Below are 18,274 nucleotides of genomic sequence, written 5' to 3' on the forward strand. Positions count from 1 at the left end.
CGTTGCGAATTGACCGAAAGTGGAAGCGGGGGATCCGGTAGAACGGGCGCCGGGTCGGCGTCGGCCCAGGTCAGGCCAGCCGTACAGGCTTCTCCGGACGTATGCCCGAGTCGACCAGCCAGGTCCGCAGCGGAACCGGGTCGCCGTCCTCGACCAGGGCGAGGACCTTGGGGCTCAGGTCGGCCGCCCGCTCGCCGTTGATCAGGAGGGCGGGACCGTCGAGCCAGTCGAGGCCCGGTGCGGCGTCGGCGGTGTCCATCGCGGCGCAGCACACCATCGCGGTGACGTGGTCGGCGAGGAGTTCGCGGCCGGTGCGGGGCGCTTCGAGCGGGAAGAGAGGCAGCGAGTCCTCGTTCCCCGACGGCGTGCCACCGAGCTGGTCGGCTCCCGCCGGCGTCGTGCCCGCCGGGGGCGCCGAGGCTTCCTCACGGGCCAGCTCGGCGCTGATGCCGGCCGCGAGTGCGGCACCTCGCTCACTGCCGAGGCGGGGGCCATCGTCCGGGGTGAGGGGGGCCTCGGGGGCGGGGGGTTCCTCGGTGGGCGCGTGGCCGCTGTGCTCTGCTGCCGACTCGGGGGGTTCTTCGCGTTCCGCGTGGTCTACGTGGTGTACGTGGTGTACGTGGTCAGCGGGCTCTCGGTGTTCGTCGTGGTCCTGGTGTCCGCTGTGTTCGTCGTGTTCGCCGGACGGGTGGTGCGCGCCATGCGCCTCGGCGTCGTAAGCCGGTCGGGTGTCGTCGGCAAGGTCGTCGGCCGGGAGGACCGTCCGCTCGCGGAGCTTGCCGGGGGTGCCGGAGGGGGACGGGGCGGACAGGTGCTCCAGGACGCGGGCCAGGGTGGGTCCGTGCGGATCGGAGGCGGAGCCGGGGGCGCGGCGGACGCCCAGGCGGTCCAGGACGCGGTGGAGGCGCGCGGCGTCGGTACGCCACTTGCGGTCGACGACCTCGTCCGGGTACTCCTGCCAGTCCACCGGGCACCAGTCCCGGCCGCGCTCGGCCGGGCCGCCGTGGAAGAGGCGCGCGGCCAGCAGCGAGGCGGCCTCGTCGACGGCGCCGGGCTCCTCCAGCAGGTCGCAGGCCGGGCGCTCACCGAGCCGGGAGGCGAAGCCCTCGGCCAGGCGGTCGCGGCGGGACAGCTCGGTGAGGGCCGCGACGACACCGGCGTCGAGGCGGGAGGGCCAGCGGCCCATGCGCCATGCGGGGAGCGCGACCCTGGTCAGCAGCCGGTCCCAGCCCGCGTACGCCAGGCCCACCTGCTCCTGGGCGGCGATCCTCAGCCCGTAGTCCACGGCCTGTGCGCGCTCCGCCGCCGCGGCCGCCACGCCGCGCTCCATCAGGGCCGCGTGCTCCCGGCAGCCGCGCAGCAGCAGCCGGGCCACCCAGCCGAGTCCGGCGCACACCGAGCGGACCAGGGGACCGCTGCCGGGGGCCGAGGCGACGGCCACCGCCGCGTCGAGACCGCGGACGAAACGCCGGGCCGCGGCTATGTCCGGGTGCGCCGAGGGTCCGGTGCCGGCGACGACCGGTGCGAGCACGGCCCGCAGTTCGCCGACGCGCATCCACCACAGGAACGGGGAACCGATGACGAGGACGGGCGTCTCCGCAGTACGGCCCGGGCGAGGGGAGGACGGGCCGCGCGGCGCGTCCGGCTCGTCGCGTGGGTGGTCCCGCCCCGGGGGAGGGCCGTGGGCCGGGTGCGTACGGTCCTCGAGCCAGCTGTCGCAGTCCGGGGTGAGCTCTATGGCCGACGGGGCGGGGACGCCGAGGCGGTCGGCCAGGTCGCGCACCAGGCGGTACAGGTCCGGGGCCGACTTCTCGGCTATCGGGACGGTCGGGGTCATCGCGGGGCGGGCGCGGGCCACGACCAGCCCGATGCCCGCGGCCAGGAGCAGGACGACGACCGCGACGACGCCGACCACCCAGCGGGCGAGGTCCCAGCCCGGGCCCACGAGGTGCCCGGACGAGCCGCCGGCGAGCAGAATCACGGCGAGGGCGGCGGGCAGCAGGGCGACGGCGAGCGCCCGGCTGCGCACGCGCAGCACGGCCAGGGCCCGGGAGCGCGCGGCCCGCACACCGACCTCCACACCCATACCGGTCACGACCGCCCGTCACCCCCTCCCGACTGTCCTGGCGTTGCTCATTCCCCCACTGTGGCACCCATGACTGACATCGCAATGCCGGTGGGCCAAGTGCCGGAATGCCTGCGCGCACCCTAGTTCGGCCCCCGGCCCGCGTCAGCCGGATGGAGTATTGGTCACCCGATGGAATGGCTTTGGTCAGAGCCGGACGACAGAGCGCAATGATCAGGCCCCGACTCGGGGAGCCGGGGCCTGCTGTTCAAGGAACGTGCTGTTCAAGAAGCTGTTCAAGAAGGGGATCGGGGCGGGGGAAGGGCGGGTGCCGCCTCAGGCGTCCGCCGCGGCCCTCGCCGCGATGTCCGAACGGTGCTGGGAGCCGTCGAGGCGGACCCGGGCGACGGCGGTGTACGCGCGGTCGCGGGCCTCGGTCAGGTCCTTGCCGGTCGCCGTGACGGACAGCACGCGGCCGCCCGCGCTCCGGACGGCGCCGTCCTCGCGCCGGGTGCCGGCGTGCAGCACGTACGCGTGCGGGGCGTCCAGCGCGGCCACCTCGTCGAGACCGGTGATGGGGTCACCGGTGCGCGGGGTGCCGGGGTAGTTGTGCGAGGCGACGACCACCGTGACGGCCGCGTCGTCGCTCCAGCGCAGGGGCTCCAGATGGGCGAGACCACCGGTGGCGGCTGCCATGAGGACTCCTGCCAGCGGGGTCTGGAGGCGGGCGAGGACCACCTGGGTCTCGGGGTCGCCGAAGCGGGCGTTGAACTCGATCACGCGGATGCCGCGACTGGTGATGGCGAGCCCCGCGTAGAGCAGTCCGGAGAACGGCGTGCCGCGGCGGCGCATCTCGTCGACGGTGGGCTGCAGGACGGTGTGCAGGACGTCGTCCACGAGCTTGGGGTCGGCCCAGGGCAGCGGCGAGTACGCGCCCATGCCGCCGGTGTTGGGGCCCTCGTCGTCGTCGAGCGCGCGCTTGAAGTCCTGGGCGGGCTGGAGCGGCACGACCGTCTCGCCGTCGGTGACGGCGAAGAGGGAGACCTCGGGTCCGTCGAGGTACTCCTCGATCACCACGCGGTCGCAGGCCGCCGAGTGCGCCCTGGCCGCCTCGATGTCGTCGGTGACGACGACGCCCTTTCCTGCGGCGAGCCCGTCGTCCTTGACGACATAGGGGGCGCCGAAGGCGCTGAGGGCCGCGTCGACCCCCTCGGCCGTCGTGCAGACGTACGAACGGGCCGTGGGCACGCCGGCCGCGGCCATCACGTCCTTGGCGAAGGCCTTGGAGCCCTCCAGCCGCGCGGCCTCCTTGGAGGGGCCGAACACCGGGACGCCCGCCTCGCGCAGGGCGTCGGCGACCCCGGCGACCAGCGGGGCCTCGGGGCCGACGACCACGAGGCCGGCATCCAGCTCGGCGGCCAGCGCGGACACCGCCGCGCCGTCGAGGACGTCGACCTGGTGCAGCTCGGCGACCTCGGCGATGCCGGCGTTGCCGGGCGCGCAGTGCAACGCGGTCACGGCGGGGTCGAGGGACAGGGAACGGCACAGGGCGTGCTCGCGGGCGCCGCTGCCGATGACGAGGACCTTCACGAGGTCAGCCTAACGGCAGCGGCCGGGGGCCCTTTGTGCGGGCCGCCGAGGGGAGGGCGGAAGGGCGTTCGTAGGTTCCTCCGAGCAGGGACGGTTCGACCAGGCCGAGCCGGACCGCTCGAGAAAGTCGAGCCGGAATGGGCCCGCCTGCTCCTCTACTCCGTCGAATACTCCTCGACCACCGTGGCGCCCAGTTCCCGCACGATCAGTTCGTGACCGGACAGGGCCGACTCGTCGAGGTCCGGGTCGTCGTCCTCGGGGATGTCGTCCTCGGGAGCGACGGGGGCCGGCTCGGGGGCGGAGGGCCGCGTTGCCGGGGCGGGGGCAGGCGTGGGCGCCGCCGCGGACGGCGGCCGGTTCGGGGACGCGGCGGGGGCGGGGGCCGGCGCGGCCGTGGGCTGGGGAGCGGGCGGGCGCTGCGCTGCCGCGCCGCCCCCACCGCCGTAGCCGCCACCGCCGCTGCCGTAGCCGCCGCCTCCTGGGCCCGTGCCGTAGCCGCCGCCCGGGGGCGGGGGAGCGGAGCCGCCGCCTCCCGTCGGGTCGACGACCGCCTCGATCTTCCACTGGACGTTGAACTGCTCGGCCAGCGCCTGGCGCAGCACGTCCTCGCTGCCGCTGCTCGCGAAGTTGTCGCGGGCGCCGGCGTTGACGAAGCCGATGTGGAGGGTGGTGCCGTCGAAGCCGGAGACCTGCGCGTTCTGACTGAGCAGGATCCAGGTGAAGCGGCGGCGGTTCTTCACCGCTTCGAGGATGTTCGGCCAGAGGGCACGGGGGTCGAGCCCGCCGGCCGCCGGGGCTGCTGGGGCGGGAGACGCCGGTGCGGCGGCGGGCCTCGCCGCGGGTGCCTGTTGTACGGGCGCGGGGGCGCTGGACGTACTCGGAGCGCCCGGCGCCTGCCCGCCGCCAGGGGCTGCCGCGGTGGGCCAGCCGCCCGGCCGGCGGCCACCCCCCGCGGCCGCCGCGGTGGGCCAGGCGCCGGGCGCGGTGGGTGCGGCGGCCGGCGGCGTGGCGGTGGGTGCGGCGGTCGGAGCCGTCTCCTGGGGATGATCACCCGCGGGCGGCGCAGGGGGCGTGGACGGCGCGGGGGTTACGGCGGGTGCGGGGGACGGGTCAGGGGCGCCCGCGCCCCGTACGGCCGCCCGAGCCGCGGCGACCCCACCGCCCGGCGGGACAGGAGGAGCCGGAGGCGTCGCGCCCGCGCCGGGCGCCGTCCCGGTCGGCGCTCCCCCGTGCACGTCGGGTCCGGGCGCGTACCCCATCGCGGGCGCACCCGCGCCGGTGGAGAAGCTGACACCGCGCTCGATGCGGTCGAGGCGGGCCATCAGCGACCGCTCGTCGCCGTAGGCGGCGGGCAGCAGGACGCGGGCGCAGATCAGTTCGAGCTGGAGGCGGGGCGAGGTGGCGCCGCGCATCTCGGTCAGGCCCTCGTTGACGAGGTCGGCGGCGCGGCTCAGCTCGGCGGCGCCGAAGGACCGGGCCTGGGCCTGCATCCGCTCGACGACGTCGGCCGGGGCGTCGATGAGCCCCTTCTCGGCGGCGTCCGGAACGGCGGCGAGGATCACCAGGTCTCGCAGCCGCTCCAGCAGGTCGGCCACGAACCGGCGGGGGTCGTTGCCGCCCTCGATCACATGGTCGACGACCTCGAAGGCGGCTGAGCCGTCACCGGAGGCGAAGGCCTCGACGACGGAGTCGAGCAGGGAGCCGTCGGTGTACCCGAGGAGAGAGGTGGCCATGGCGTACGTCACGCCCTCCTCCCCCGCACCGGCGAGGAGCTGGTCCATGACGGACATGGAGTCACGCACGGATCCCGCGCCGGCCCGCACGACGAGGGGCAGCACCCCGTCCTCGACGGGGATGTCCTCCTTCTGGCAGACCTCGCCGAGGTAGTCCCGCAGGGTGCCCGGCGGCACGAGACGGAAGGGGTAGTGGTGGGTGCGCGACCGGATGGTCCCGATGACCTTCTCGGGCTCGGTCGTGGCGAAGATGAACTTCAGATGCGGCGGCGGCTCCTCGACCACCTTGAGCAACGCGTTGAAACCGGCCGACGTGACCATGTGGGCCTCGTCGATGATGTAGATCTTGTACCGGCTGCGGGCGGGCCCGAAGAAGGCCTTCTCGCGCAGGTCACGGGCGTCGTCCACACCACCGTGCGAAGCGGCGTCGATCTCGATGACGTCGATGGACCCCGGCCCGTTCCTGGCCAGGTCACGGCACGAGTCGCACTCCCCGCAGGGGGTCGGCGTCGGCCCCTTCTCGCAGTTCAGGCACCGGGCGAGGATCCGCGCGCTGGTCGTCTTGCCGCACCCGCGCGGACCGCTGAACAGGTACGCGTGATTGACCCGGTTGTTCCGCAGCGCCTGCTGCAACGGGTCGGTGACATGCTCCTGCCCGATGACCTCGGCGAACGACTCCGGGCGATAGCGGCGGTACAGCGCGAGAGACGACACGCATACGAGGTTATAGGCGCCCACCGACAACGTGTCCGGCCCGTGGACGCAAGCGCCCCCCACGCACCCGCCAGAGCCGACCTACCCTTGCTGCCTTCCGGCCCTGGGGGAGTTCAGTCAGATAGCGCCGCGTGAGGGGCTCCGCAAAGAGTACCCGATCCCGGGCACCGGCAACGAGTTCGCGAGCACTCCTCCGAGTCATGTAATGTTTCCGGCGGAGGATTCGCCTAGAGGCCTAGGGCGCACGCTTGGAAAGCGTGTTGGGGGCAACCCCTCACGAGTTCGAATCTCGTATCCTCCGCCAGTGCCTCACCGGGCACGATGTCGAAGGGCCCCACCGTTCGCGGTGGGGCCCTTCGACGTTGTCCGTCTCGGTTTCCGTCTCAGTCGGATTTTTCTCCGACGCCGGGCAGCACCCAGAGCGCGTCTCCGACTTGCTGAGCGACCTTGCGGAGCATGGCCCCGGTCACATGCATGCACCGCGCGCGCATCCGCGCCGCTCCCCCCACGATGTCGCGCTCATAGCCCGATCATCCGGACGTTGCTGCCGCACAGCCGGGTCATGTCATCGACATCCGACGTGAGGACAGCGACCGGGCCAGGCTGACGCAAGGCCGCTTCCGCGACGGTGGCGTCGATCGCGTACTTGTGTCCGTGCAGACCGGCGCCCTTGAGCAGTTGGGCCGCTGCCTTGGCCGCTGCCTCCGTGATCGGCTCCACCTTGACCCGGGAGAGAGCCCATTGCAGTCGGGGCAGGTTCACCCTGGCGTGACTCACCTCCACGATGGTGTTGGCGCTGACGACAAGGTCCGCTCCCATGTCGTGGAACACCTGGAACATCGCCAGAACCTTTCGGTCCTGCTCCACCCAGGCCGACAGCCCCTCGCTGTCCAGGACGACCGTCTCGATGTGCCCGCTCACGCGGCGCTCGCGCCGCCGGCGGCCGACGTCGTACCGAAGATCCGCGCCCGCGCCTCGGCCAGCTCTTCCTCACTGAAGGCCCCGTGCTCGTCTGTGTGACTGCGCAGGTCGGCCCCCAGGAGCTGGTGCCGGATCTGCCTGGCGACCGCTTCGGCCACGTAGCCGGAGATGTTGTCCGTGATCTTCTTCAGCTCCGCCACCTGCTCGGTGGGGAGTGTCACCGTGATCCGTGTGGTGTCAGCCATAGCCGCAAGCATACTGCGGTATGCGCGCTACGTGCTGTCTGTTTCCTCGCAGTCGGTCCGGTCAGTGCAGTCGGGGCGACTGTCCATTCGAGCAGGGGCTCAGCTGGGCAGTTGTACGCCGTGGGCGTCGACGGTGGCCTCTTCGACCAACGCCTCCAGCGCGGCTGGATCCCAGGTGCTCATGCCTCACCGTGGCGCTGCACCGTACGGTTGAGGACCGGTGTGTTCAGCGGCGGCGTATCCGTCGTGGCGCCGTCGCCGGCAGTCAAGCCAAGGCCCATGGTTGCCAGCGTGTGACGTTGCCTGGTGGGGTTCGGTAGTGAGGGCCCAGGGGAAGGCCCGGCAAGCGACAGGGCGGAAGAGAGTGGCACGAGTCGTCGCACGAGAGCCGAGTACGGGCGCGAGGAGCGCACCGCCGCCGACCCGGCAGGAAACGTCCGCCTTCGTGAGGGAACTGCTCGGCGCCGGATGGGCGGCGGTGTTCCTGCCCGGTGAGCCCGCCCGCCTTGGGCGGCTGCTGCTGTGGAAGCCGACCGGGGCAACAGCCGGAGACAGTATGGCGCCCACCGACCTTGAGACCGAGACGGTGGAGCTGGTCCTGCCGCACGGCCGCTCGGTCAGGCGGCGCAGGGTCGAGGGTTACGCGCTGCCTGTCGCCGTCGCTGTCTCCGCCCTGGCCGATGCGGAGCCGACGCATCCCTCCGGCGCCGCCTGGCAGGCCGCCACTCGCTTCGCGCTGCGGCTGCTCGCCGACGGCCGCCTTCACCCGGCCATCACCCCCGCCGGTTACGACACCTGGCAGGTGGGTCCCTGCACCGCCGCCCAGCGCCAGACGCTGGGCGCCCTGGCCGCCGCCTTCCCGCCGCACGCCCACTGCCTGCCCGAGCCAGGCCCTGCGCCGGTACGGATCGCCGAACCGGCGGCGCTGGTACGCCAGTTCTGCGACGCGGTCGCCGATGATCTGGTCCGTACGCCGGCCGCGCCGCTCGCCATGGGAGCGCTGCCGTACGCCTGGCGCGAGGCCCGCGCCGTACCCACCTTGCGTGAATGGGCCGAGGAAACCCAGGCGGCGCTCACCGCCGAGGTCAGTGTCTCCCTGCGCGTCGACGTACCCGAAGGACGCCGACGGCAGTTCCGGACCGTCCTGCAACTGCACACCGCGGCGGACCCGGCGCTCGTCATCGAGGCCGCACGACTCTGGAGCGAGCCGACCGCAGTGGAGCGGCTGCTCGGCCCACGCGCCGAAACCGAGACCCTTCTCGCCCTGCGCCGCGGCGCCCGCGCCTGGCCCCCGCTGCAAAGGCTGCTGGGCGATGCCGCTCCCGATCAGCTCCGGTTGACCGACGACGAAGCCTTCGATCTCCTTGGGGACGCCACGGACGCGCTGCGCGCGGCCGGTGTCGACGTGCACTGGCCGCGCGACCTGGTCAAGGCGCTCACCGCGACCGCGGAGATCGGGCAGCGCACGGCCCCCGGTTCCACTGCGGGCGGCCTGCTGGACACCGAGGCCCTCCTCGACTTCCGCTGGCAGGTCTCCCTCGGCGGCGAGCCGCTCACCGAGGCCGAGATGGATGCTCTCGCAGAGTCACGCCGGCCCCTCGTCCGGCTTCGCGACCAGTGGGTGGTCGCCGACCCGAAGCTGGTGGCCCGCGCCAAGCGCCGCCGGATGGAACCGCTCACCCTGATGGAGGCGTTGAGCGCCGCGCTGACCGGCGAGGCCGAGCGGGACGGCGACCCGGTCCCCTGTGCGGCGGTCGGTGCGCTCGGCGACCTGGTCGCTCGTATCCGCGATCCCGAGTCCCGCACCCCCGTGCCCCAGCCCGCCGCCCTCAAGGCCACGTTGCGCGAGTACCAGAAGCGGGGCCTGGCCTGGCTGGCCGAGATGTGCGCACTCGGCCTCGGCGGCTGTCTCGCCGACGACATGGGCCTGGGCAAGACCATCACCTTGCTCGCTCTGCACCTGCACCGCCAGAGCGACCCCGCCACCGCGGGCCCCATCCTTGTCGTCTGCCCGGCGTCGCTGCTCGGCAACTGGCAGCGCGAGGCCGCCAGATTCGCGCCGCTCACCCCCGTACGCCGTTACCACGGCGGCGACCGCCACCTGGGGGACCTGGCCGGCGACGAGATCGTCCTGGTCACCTACGGGGTGCTGCGCCGCGACCGCGAAGCGCTTGCCGAGACAGTCTGGTCGCTGGTGGCCGCCGACGAGGCCCAGCACGTCAAGAACCCCTACGCCGTCACCGCCCGCGAGTTGCGTGCCCTGCCTGCCCGTGCCCGCGTCGCTCTCACCGGTACTCCCGTGGAGAACAACCTCTCCGAGCTGTGGGCACTGCTCGACTGGACCACCCCCGGGCTCCTCGGCTCACTCACCGCCTTCCGTGACCGGCATGCCCGCGCCATCGAGGCGGGTGAGGATCCCGAGGCAGCCGAGCGCCTGTCCCGTCTCGTACGACCCTTCCTGTTGCGCCGCAAGAAGTCCGACCCCGGAATCGCGCCCGAACTGCCGCCCAAGACCGAGACCGACCACGTCGTCCCGCTGACGGCCGAGCAGACCAGCCTGTACGAGGCACAGGTCCGCGAGACCATGGCGAAGATCGCGGAGTCGGAGGGCATCGCCCGACGCGGTCTGGTACTCAAGCTGCTCACCGCGCTGAAGCAGATCTGCAACCACCCCGCCCAGTATTTGAAAGAGCACAGCCTGCGCCAGTCCACTCCCCTGCGGGGCCGCTCCGGCAAGCTCGACCTGCTCGACGAACTGCTCGACACCATCACCGCCGAAGGCGAATCCGTGCTGGTCTTCACGCAGTACAAACAGATGGCGGCGCTGCTGGAGAAGCATCTCGCCGAGCGCGGCCTCCCCACTCTCTTCCTGCACGGTGCCACCCCCGTCGCACGGCGCGAGGAGATGGTGGACCGCTTCCAGCGCGGTGAAGTGCCGGTATTCCTGCTGTCGTTGAAGGCGGCGGGCACCGGACTCAACCTCACCCGCGCCAGCCACGTCGTGCACTACGACCGCTGGTGGAACCCGGCCGTCGAGGACCAGGCCACCGACCGCGCCTACCGCATCGGCCAGGACAAACCCGTCCAGGTACACAAGCTCCTCGCGGAGGGAACCGTGGAGGACAAGGTGGCGAAGCTGCTCGAAGCCAAGCGCGCCCTCGCCGACGCCGTCGTCGGCTCCGGCGAGGCAGCCCTGACCGAACTGTCCGACGCCGACCTCGCCGAACTCGTCGCCCTGGGAAGGCAGTCATGAGCCCCGCTGTCCCCGGCCCGCGCCGTGCGCCCGCCCGCGGCAAGCGAGCCTTCGCCGCGACCTGGTGGGGCCAGGCATGGGTGGCCGCCCTGGAGGACTCCACCCTGGACGCCGGACGGCTCTCACGCGGACGCACCTACGCCCGCAAGGGCATGGTCGGCCCGGTCACCGTCACTCCGGGCAAGGTCACTGCCGCGGTCCAGGGCAGCCGCCCGCGCCCGTACCGCTCCTCAGTCCACCTGCCCGTCCTCACCGACCCTCAGTGGGACACCCTGCTCGCCACGATCGCGGCCCGCGCCGGGCATCTCGCAGCACTTCTCGACGACGAGATGCCCGCCGAACTCGTGGACGACGCCCGGCACGCGGGCGTTCCCCTGCTCCCACTGCCCACCGAGCTCGATCCGGAGTGCTCCTGCCCCGACTGGGGACACCCCTGCAAGCACGCCGCCGCGCTCTGCTACGCCATCGCCGCCACCATCGACACCGACCCGTTCGTGCTCTTCGCACTGCGCGGCCGCGGTCGCGAGGAGGTCTTCGCCCAGCTGCGCGCACTCCGTACGGCAGCACAGGAAACCGTCGTCCCACCGGCACCGGCCGGCATCCCGGCCGCCGCTGCGTACGCCCACTGGGCCGAAGAGTCTCCCGAACTGCCCGAACTCCCGGAACCCGCCGCCCACACCACAGCACTGCCCGTCGCCCCGCCTCCCGGCAGCGGCCTGGCCGCCGCGGACCTGGAACGCCTCATGGCCGACGCCACCGCGCGCGCCGCCCGGCTCCTCGCGGGCGACACCGCCGACCTGTACCTGACCCAGCACAAGGACGCCGTCCGCATCGCCGCAGGCAACCCCGGACCCGAGTGGTTCCACCACCTGATCCAGAACACCGGCATCAACCCCACCGCCTTCGCACGCCTCACGCGCGCCTGGCGCCACGGTGGCCCCACGGGCATCACCGTCGCCGAACAGCCCCACACCCCCGACCCGACGGTGATGAAGGCCACCCGCACCGCCCTGGAAGCGGCCCTCGCCGAGATGACCGACTCCCCCACACACATCAGAACCTGGCGCAACCGCATCACCCTCACCCACCACGGCATCCAACTGCGTCTGGGACCCGATGCCCGCTGGTACCCCTACCTCCAGGACGACGACGGCGAATGGTGGCCCGCGGCACCAGCCGACAGTGACGCGGTCACAGCGCTCACCGCGGTCTGGTCGCAGAACGGCGGGTAAGGAGGCGACTCCCCGCTGCCCAGGAACCACGAGCAGAAGCTGGACACACTCACGCTGCTCCACTTCCGTGGTTGCAGTTCTGGTTGCATTCACCGGCGTGCAGCACCGTTCAGAACCCCGGCCCGGACCGGCTGCACCGCAGGTCAGGACGTTGCCGCACGCCCCAGAACCTCCAGACGAACCTTTGGAGAGCGTGTTGGGGGCAACCCCTCACGAGTTCGAATCTCGTATCCTCCGCCAGTGCCTCACCGGGCACGATGTCGAAGGGCCCCCTGGAAACAGGGGGCCCCAGCACCGCAGCCATCCCCACGGGGGACAGCAACGACCACGTGCAGTTCACCCAAACCGAAGCCCGCGCCCACTGCGAGGCCGTCGCCACCCAGGCATACCCGGCAACTCCTCCACCGGCGACTACGCAGCCGACACCCTCACCACCATGCACGAGAAGACGTTCCAGCAGTGCATGACCGAGCAGGGATACCCGCAGTAGCGTACGTCGGGGGGCACGGCACACTGGGCGATGTCTGCAGGGGCGATTTTGGCGGGGGAAGCGTGAGCAAGGGTTGGCCTGAGCGCTGGTGGACGACGGCTCTCCTGACTGTGGTGCTGACCGGCATCGTGACCTACGACGTCGGGAGGGTCGTGAGGGTTCTTACGGAGCCGGTAGTGGACTGGTGGGCCCTTCCCGGGCCATGCCTGGGGGGAACCTGGTTTGCGCTCCTGGCGGTTGTGTGTGCCCACCGTGCGATCACCCTCCACAGGAGGACACGAGCCGTAAGTGGTGAGACACAGGCCGGCCACTGACTCCCGTCGGGCGAGCCGTAGCACCTCGCGGCCATCCTGGGTGGTCTTGAAAACGTCGTGGCGCGAGCCACGGGAGCGGTGCAATGTGGAAGGCGTGGGCTCCAGGCAGGGACGTGTGGGTCTCGAGCAGCCGTGGCAGCCGAGCCACCTGCTGCTGCTGATCCCTGTCGTGCTCATCGTTGTGATCACTGCCGCGGACATCGCGACCGGGCCAAACGTCGTCCTCGGTCCCCTGCTGGTGGTCGCGCCCACGCTCACCGCGTGGTTCGCGGGCCCCTGGACGACGGGCGGCATCGGGATCCTGGCCATGGCAGGTGAGGCGGCCAACGGCTGGTACGCCGGAAGGGTGACTTCGCGGAACGTGATGGTGGAGGTGATCGCCATCGCGGTGATCACCTTGTTGATCGTGGTCTTGTGTGCGGTGCGCGACCGGCACATACGCCAGATGGCCCGGGTCCGGTCGGTCGCCGAGGCCGCCCAGCAGGTGGTGATGTGGCCGCTGCCGAGCCGGCTGGGCCCGCTGCGGCTCGCCTGTGTCTATCTGGCTGCCGAGGAGGAGGCCGCTATCGGCGGCGACCTGTATGCCGCCGCCCGCACCGGCAGCGCGGTCCGCGTGATGATCGGCGACGTGCGGGGCAAGGGCCTGCCCGCCCTGGGCGAGGCCGCCCTCCTGCTCGGCGCCTTCCGCGAGGCCGCCCACCAGCAGGCCTCCCTGCCCGACCTGGCCGCTTCCCTGGAACGGAGCATGACCCGCTACCTCGCCGACTTCGAACCGGAGGGCGAGGCGGGAGAACGCTTCGTGACCGCTCTTCTGGTCGAGACCGCCGACAGCGAGCCCCTGGTCCGCATGACCAGCTGCGGTCACCCTGCACCCCTGCTGCTCGGCGCGGACAACACCGTCCACATGCCCCGCCTCCACCCCGGGCCCCCGCTTGGCGTCGGCGTCACGGATCCCGACGACCACGTCGTCGATGTCGTGCCCTTCGGCCCCGAGGACACGCTGGTCCTGTACACCGACGGCGTCATCGAAGCTCGTGACCTCAACGGCGCCTTCTACCCGTTCGCGGTACGCGCAGCCCAGTGGACCGACCAACCTCCGGAGGCGCTGCTCCACCACATCGAACGGGACCTGCTCGCCCACACCGGCGGACGCCTCGGCGACGACGTCGCCCTCCTCGCCATCCGCCGGGCACACATCCCCCATGACGAAGTGAAAGAAGGCGAAAATCGACAGCGGTACCAGCGGAACGCCGAGCCCTCCCCGGATGACATTGGCGCGTTACGGGCGCCGCGGTCTCAGTTCCGGTCTCAGTCATTGCGTGTTCCGCGAGCGTCCGCCCTTGTTCCCCGGAGTCTGGGACGCCGCCGAGCAGGCAGGGAACCGACCCTGTGTACGCTCACGGACGCCCCCGGACCAAGATCGGACAACTCGTAATGCGTAGGTCTCGGGTTCGAATCCCGAAGGCGGCTCCCCCAGAAAGGCCCAGGTCACCCACTCTGACCTGGGTCTTTGTCATTGGACAAGGGCGGCCCCGTTTCATTGGCGTGAGTGGGGGCCGCCCTTGGCGTTTTGATCAGCGGCCCGTACGCCCGGGAGTGGCGGGCCGGGTCCGGCATCGCGCTTATGCTGATCGGCCTCCTCGTGATGGCGACGGGCCGGCGCGCGGGCCGTAATCGGCAGGGCGGCGCCATGCCCTAGCTGTGGACGCTTCCGCCCACGGGCCCAGCCACCCAGGGCTCAGTCGGGACAGTCTCTGTCGCGTGCCTGCGTGTCGTGGGTCTCCCGTGCCGACATCTCGCGGCGTCTGGCTTCGGCGGCGTCGGTGATCAGGTGGGCCGCGTCGGCGGGGAGGGCCAGGTTCTTCTCCAGCCAGACGGCGTCCGTGCCCTGGGTGTGCGTGGCCAGGACCCAGGCGGCGTAGAGGCGTTCGCGGGACGGGGCGGTCGGGGTCCTCAGGGTGGCGCGGACCGCCTCCTCGGGGAAGCCGTCAAGGGTGTGGGCGGTGAACCACGTCGTGTCGACCGGGCCGGCGGGCCGGCGGGTCCGTGGGTGCCTGAGCGGACCGGAACGGCTCCGCCGCACCCTCGTGACGACGACCAGGGTGACGAGCGCCACGGCCAGCACGGCGGCGGCCACGCCCCCGCGACCGGCGGAGGGGAGCCGCGTCCACACCGGCAGCAGGTATGCCACCACACGGTCTCCGTGGTGCGGGTAGGGCAGGATCACATCAGGGCCTCCCTCACCTCTCCATCCTCACCCCGTGTCGGGTCCCCTGCCAGGTCCCCGGCCCGGCCCCCCGCTCAGCCGATCTGGATGGCCTTGACCACCAGGAGCAGCGCGGCGATCACCAGGTAGCCGCGCAGGAGGCCCATGCCGAGTTTGAGGCCGGGGGACCAGACGACCGGCTCCAGCAGGGCGAGGGGAGGCATGCGCCAGCTCTCGCGTTCGGAACGGGGAACCGCAGGAGGCGGAGGCAGAGCCCCACCTCGGCGGGCGCGGACGACGCGCAGTCCCACGGCCGCGCCCAGCAGCCCCACGACCAGCACTCCGGCGAGCCACAGCGCGACCCGGGTGGTGTCCAGCGACGGGAACAGGGTCGTCGCGACGAGGATCCCGGACAGCATCAGGAGCACCGCGATGATGGTCGACGCCACCACGTTGAGCCAGCGCGGATTGACCCAGGGGCCGAGGACCGCCCGGTCGTTGCACAGCAGCAGCAGGAAGACCGACGCGGAGGGGAGCAGCAGTCCCGCCAGGGCCTGGACGGCGGTCGTGATCAGTCCGAGAGGCGCGCCGGGGATCAGCACGACGGCGGCGGCGAGCAGGACCATCCCGGCGTAGGTCCCGTAGAACGCCTTGGCCTCGCGGAAGCTTCGGTGCAGGGAGTGGCGCAGGTTGAAGACGTCACCGAAGGCGTAGCTGGTGGCCAGGGTGACGGCCGCGGCGCCGATGATCGACGCGTCCATGAGCACGACCGCGAACATCACTCCCAGCACGTGACTGTGCCCGCCCAGTGCCTCGGCGACCCCCAGCGCGTCGGTGAAGTGCCCGGCCGCGCTCGTACCGCTCACGGCGTAGTCGGCGACGACGACGATCGCGACGGCGCCGCCGATCACGACGAGGGAGCCCAGCACGGTGTCCGCGCGCTCATGACCGACGAACCGCGGTGTGATGCGCTTGTCGATGATGTTGGACTGCTGGAAGAACAGCTGCCAGGGGGCGACGGTCGTACCGACGATCGCGATGATCAGCAGGACGGCCTCCGAGGTGACCCCGCCTCGCACGCCCGGGACGACCAGGTGGTGGACGGCCGCCCCGTAGCGCGGGTGGGACATCAGTGCCAGCGGCACCAGCAGCAGGCTGACGGCGATGAAGGCGAACATCGCGCGTTCCCAGCGCCGGAAGCTGCCCGAGGCGGTGATCGCGACCAGGGCGAGGGCGGCGACGGGCACGGCGATGTACTTGTCGACGCCGAGGTAGCCGAGGGCGAGCGAGACGCCGATGAACTCGGTGACGATCGTCAGGAAGTTGAGCACGAACAGGTCGCCGACGCTGAACCAGCCCCAGAACCTGCCGAAGCGCTCGTTGATCAGCCGGGCGTGCCCGACCCCGGTGACGGCGCCGAGCCGGACCACCATCTCCTGGTTGACGATGAGGACGGGGATGAGGAGCAGGAGCACCCACAGCAGGCTGTAGCCGTAGTTCTGGCCCGCCTGGGCGTACGTGGAGATCCCGCCCGCGTCGTTGTCGCCCACCATCACGATGAGGCCGGGGCCGACGATCGCCAGGAACGTCAGCAGCCGCCGCTTGAGGCTGTGGCTGGAGTCCGCCTCCTCCAGCCGGATACGTCCCAGCGCGCCCTCGATGTCACCGAGGTGGGCCTCGTCCAGCACCGCTGTGGAGCGCGGGCGGGGGCGGGGGCCTGCCGGTGGCGTCGTGGGGGTGGTGTCGGCATCCGGGAGGGGGGCCGGGGTCGCGGGGGTCGGTGGGGGGGTCCGGTCACCGGGGGCGCCTTCGTGTTCCGGCGTCCGGGCGCGTCCCCTGGTGCCCGGGCCGACCGGTGGGACGCGTGGCCTGTCCGGGGCTGCGGGGCGCGCGCTGCCGCCGGGCGCCTGTGGGCGCGGGGCGGGCGTGGTCCGGCCCCCGTCCGGGGGCCGGCTGGGCCTCGGCGCGTCCGGGGGCGGGCTGCCGGACTTCGGCGCGTCCGGGCGCGAACCCGGTGCACGCGGACGGTCCTCCGGGCGGGCGCCGGACTGGGGCGCACCCTCCTCCGGGCGGGGGCCGGGCGGCGGCTGCGGCGGGTGCCGGTCGGGCCGGCGGTCGGGCTGACGGTCGGGCCGGGGATCCCTCATGGTGAGGGCTCCTCACGCGCCTCCGGGCCCCTGGCGCCGCCGGCCTCGGCGGCGGTACCGGTGACACTCCCGGCCTCGGCGGAGTCCGTGATGCCTCCGGCCTCAGCGGTCCGGTGGGCGTCGGGTGGCGGGGCCACCTCGCGGCGTCGCCAGTCCTCCGGCAGCGTCGCCTCCAGCACGTCGTCGACCGTGATCACACCGAGCAGGACTCCCTCGTCGTCCACGACCGGCAGGGTGATGAGGTTGTAGTCCGTCATCAGCAGGGCGACGTCGACCAGGTCCGTGTCCGGGCCGACGCGCACGGGATCGGCCTCGCTCACCTCGGCCAGCCGGAGTCCGGGATCGCTCTGCAGGATGGTGACCAGCCGGACCCAGCCGAGCAGCCGGCCGTCCTCGTCGCCGGTGTAGACGCTGGTCAGCGCCTCCGGTTGGAGCCGGTTCGCGCGCCTGACCGCCGCCTCGGCCTCGCTCACCGTCGTGTCCGGGGGCAGGGCCAGGAAGTCCATCCCCATCAGGCCCCCGGCGCTGGCGGGGTTGAACCCCATCAGCGTCAGCACCTTGGCCCGCTGTCCGGCGGGCAGCAGGTCCAGCACGGTACGGCGGCGGCCCTGGCGCAGATCGTCGATGGCGTCGGCCGCGTCGTCCGCACGCATCCGCGCCAGGACGGCGGCGATCTCCTCGTCCGTGCGGGCGTTGAGCAACCGGGAGGCCCGGTCCTCCTCCAGCTCCTCGAAGACGTCGGCCTCCAGCTCCGGGTCCTGCCGGACGTCGCCGAGGATCTCGCGTTCCTCGTCCCGGGAGGCGTCCTCGAGCAGGTCGGCGATCTCCGCCGGGCGCAGGCGGCGGATCCGGGCCGTGGGACGGCGGACCAGCGCGCTGCGGCTGTGTCCGATCAGCGGCTCGAACACCTTCCAGTCGCGGCACGCGTGCTCCGTCGAACGGTCCCCGAAGATCCCGAGCAGCCGGTGCGGGCGGTGCGTGTCCACGCCCGACAGCAGCCACTGGCCGTCGTCGCGTTCGGCCAGTTCCACGTCCTGCGCGCGGACCAGGCGGGCCTCGCCGACATCGATCAGCCGGTGGCCCAGCACGTCGGCCCGCAGCAGCACCTCGCCCTCGCGCCGCCCGAACGGCCGCAGGTCGAGCCGGGCGGTCTCGAGTGCCACGAGTCCTTCGGCGTCGAGAGCGGCCACCTGTTCGACCGGGACGAACAGCTCACGGCCGCCCACGCCGACCACGAGCCCGGTCACCACCGGATAGTCGGCGCCGCGCAGCCGGACGATCACGTCGGAGAGCCGGCCGAGCGACCGGCCCCCCGGGTCCACCACGGGGCGCTTCACCAGCGACGACAGATGAAGGGGCGCCCG

Annotated in this window: 10 protein-coding genes, 2 tRNA genes, 1 other RNA gene and 1 pseudogene; 5 read left to right on the forward strand and 9 right to left on the reverse strand. The window is 72.4% G+C overall.

What is annotated here, in order from left to right; translation table 11 throughout:
- Positions 1-70: 70 nt before the first annotated feature.
- The 4 genes from ACF09J_RS03330 to ffs all read right to left on the reverse strand — a co-directional run bounded on the left by ACF09J_RS03330 (position 71) and on the right by ffs (position 6,245).
- A complete protein-coding gene (locus ACF09J_RS03330; protein WP_392303683.1) occupies positions 71-2,095 on the reverse strand; it encodes a hypothetical protein in 2,025 nt (674 codons plus the stop codon).
- A 306-nt stretch (positions 2,096-2,401) separates the two neighbouring features.
- Positions 2,402-3,655 carry a phosphoribosylamine--glycine ligase gene (gene purD / locus ACF09J_RS03335; protein WP_392303684.1) on the reverse strand — a complete coding sequence of 418 codons (1,254 nt, stop codon included), beginning with the start codon at positions 3,653-3,655 and terminating at the stop codon, positions 2,402-2,404.
- A 155-nt stretch (positions 3,656-3,810) separates the two neighbouring features.
- Positions 3,811-6,102, reverse strand: a complete 2,292-nt coding sequence (locus ACF09J_RS03340; RefSeq protein ID WP_392303685.1) for a DNA polymerase III subunit gamma and tau — start codon at positions 6,100-6,102, stop codon at positions 3,811-3,813.
- A 48-nt stretch (positions 6,103-6,150) separates the two neighbouring features.
- An RNA gene (gene ffs, locus ACF09J_RS03345) (signal recognition particle sRNA small type) lies at positions 6,151-6,245 on the reverse strand.
- 73 nt (positions 6,246-6,318) lie between these two features.
- On the opposite strand from ffs, the gene ACF09J_RS03350 reads away from it, so the two are divergent.
- A tRNA-Ser gene (locus tag ACF09J_RS03350) sits at positions 6,319-6,406 on the forward strand.
- A 215-nt stretch (positions 6,407-6,621) separates the two neighbouring features.
- On the opposite strand, the gene ACF09J_RS03355 is transcribed toward ACF09J_RS03350, so the two are convergent.
- Both ACF09J_RS03355 and ACF09J_RS03360 read right to left on the reverse strand, forming a co-directional pair.
- A complete protein-coding gene (locus ACF09J_RS03355; RefSeq protein WP_392303686.1) occupies positions 6,622-7,023 on the reverse strand; it encodes a PIN domain-containing protein in 402 nt (133 codons plus the stop codon).
- Positions 7,020-7,268: a hypothetical protein gene (locus ACF09J_RS03360; RefSeq protein WP_058850160.1), complete on the reverse strand. Its 249-nt coding sequence runs from the start codon at positions 7,266-7,268 to the stop codon at positions 7,020-7,022. Before ACF09J_RS03360 ends, ACF09J_RS03355 begins: the two co-directional genes overlap by 4 nt.
- Positions 7,269-7,713: 445 nt before the next feature.
- Here ACF09J_RS03360 and ACF09J_RS03365 point away from each other — a divergent pair, with 445 nt between their 5' ends.
- The 4 genes and pseudogenes from ACF09J_RS03365 (at position 7,714) to ACF09J_RS03380 (ending at position 14,027) form a co-directional block, all read left to right on the forward strand.
- Positions 7,714-10,521, forward strand: a complete 2,808-nt coding sequence (locus ACF09J_RS03365) for a DEAD/DEAH box helicase (protein ID WP_392303687.1) — start codon at positions 7,714-7,716, stop codon at positions 10,519-10,521.
- On the forward strand, positions 10,518-11,753 hold the full coding sequence (locus ACF09J_RS03370; protein WP_392303688.1) for an SWIM zinc finger family protein: 1,236 nt from the start codon (positions 10,518-10,520) through the stop codon (positions 11,751-11,753). Before ACF09J_RS03365 ends, ACF09J_RS03370 begins: the two co-directional genes overlap by 4 nt.
- 1,420 nt (positions 11,754-13,173) lie before the next feature.
- A pseudogene (locus ACF09J_RS03375) lies at positions 13,174-13,686 on the forward strand (PP2C family protein-serine/threonine phosphatase); the annotation flags it as partial.
- A 232-nt stretch (positions 13,687-13,918) separates the two neighbouring features.
- Positions 13,919-14,027, forward strand: a tRNA-Ser gene (locus ACF09J_RS03380).
- Positions 14,028-14,295: 268 nt separating this feature from the next.
- On the opposite strand, the gene ACF09J_RS03385 is transcribed toward ACF09J_RS03380, so the two are convergent.
- The 3 genes from ACF09J_RS03385 to ACF09J_RS03395 all read right to left on the reverse strand — a co-directional run bounded on the left by ACF09J_RS03385 (position 14,296) and on the right by ACF09J_RS03395 (position 18,235).
- Entirely contained in the window at positions 14,296-14,784 is a 489-nt protein-coding gene (locus ACF09J_RS03385) for a hypothetical protein (RefSeq protein WP_392303689.1), read from the reverse strand.
- A gap of 74 nt (positions 14,785-14,858) precedes the next feature.
- On the reverse strand, positions 14,859-16,451 hold the full coding sequence (locus ACF09J_RS03390) for an NRAMP family divalent metal transporter (protein ID WP_392303690.1): 1,593 nt from the start codon (positions 16,449-16,451) through the stop codon (positions 14,859-14,861).
- A gap of 455 nt (positions 16,452-16,906) precedes the next feature.
- Positions 16,907-18,235, reverse strand: a complete 1,329-nt coding sequence (locus ACF09J_RS03395; protein ID WP_392303691.1) for a magnesium transporter MgtE N-terminal domain-containing protein — start codon at positions 18,233-18,235, stop codon at positions 16,907-16,909.
- Between the last annotated feature and the right edge of the window lie 39 nt (positions 18,236-18,274).

The sequence above is a fragment of the Streptomyces sp. NPDC014889 genome (assembly GCF_043081205.1).
Classification (GTDB): Bacteria; Actinomycetota; Actinomycetes; order Streptomycetales; family Streptomycetaceae; genus Streptomyces.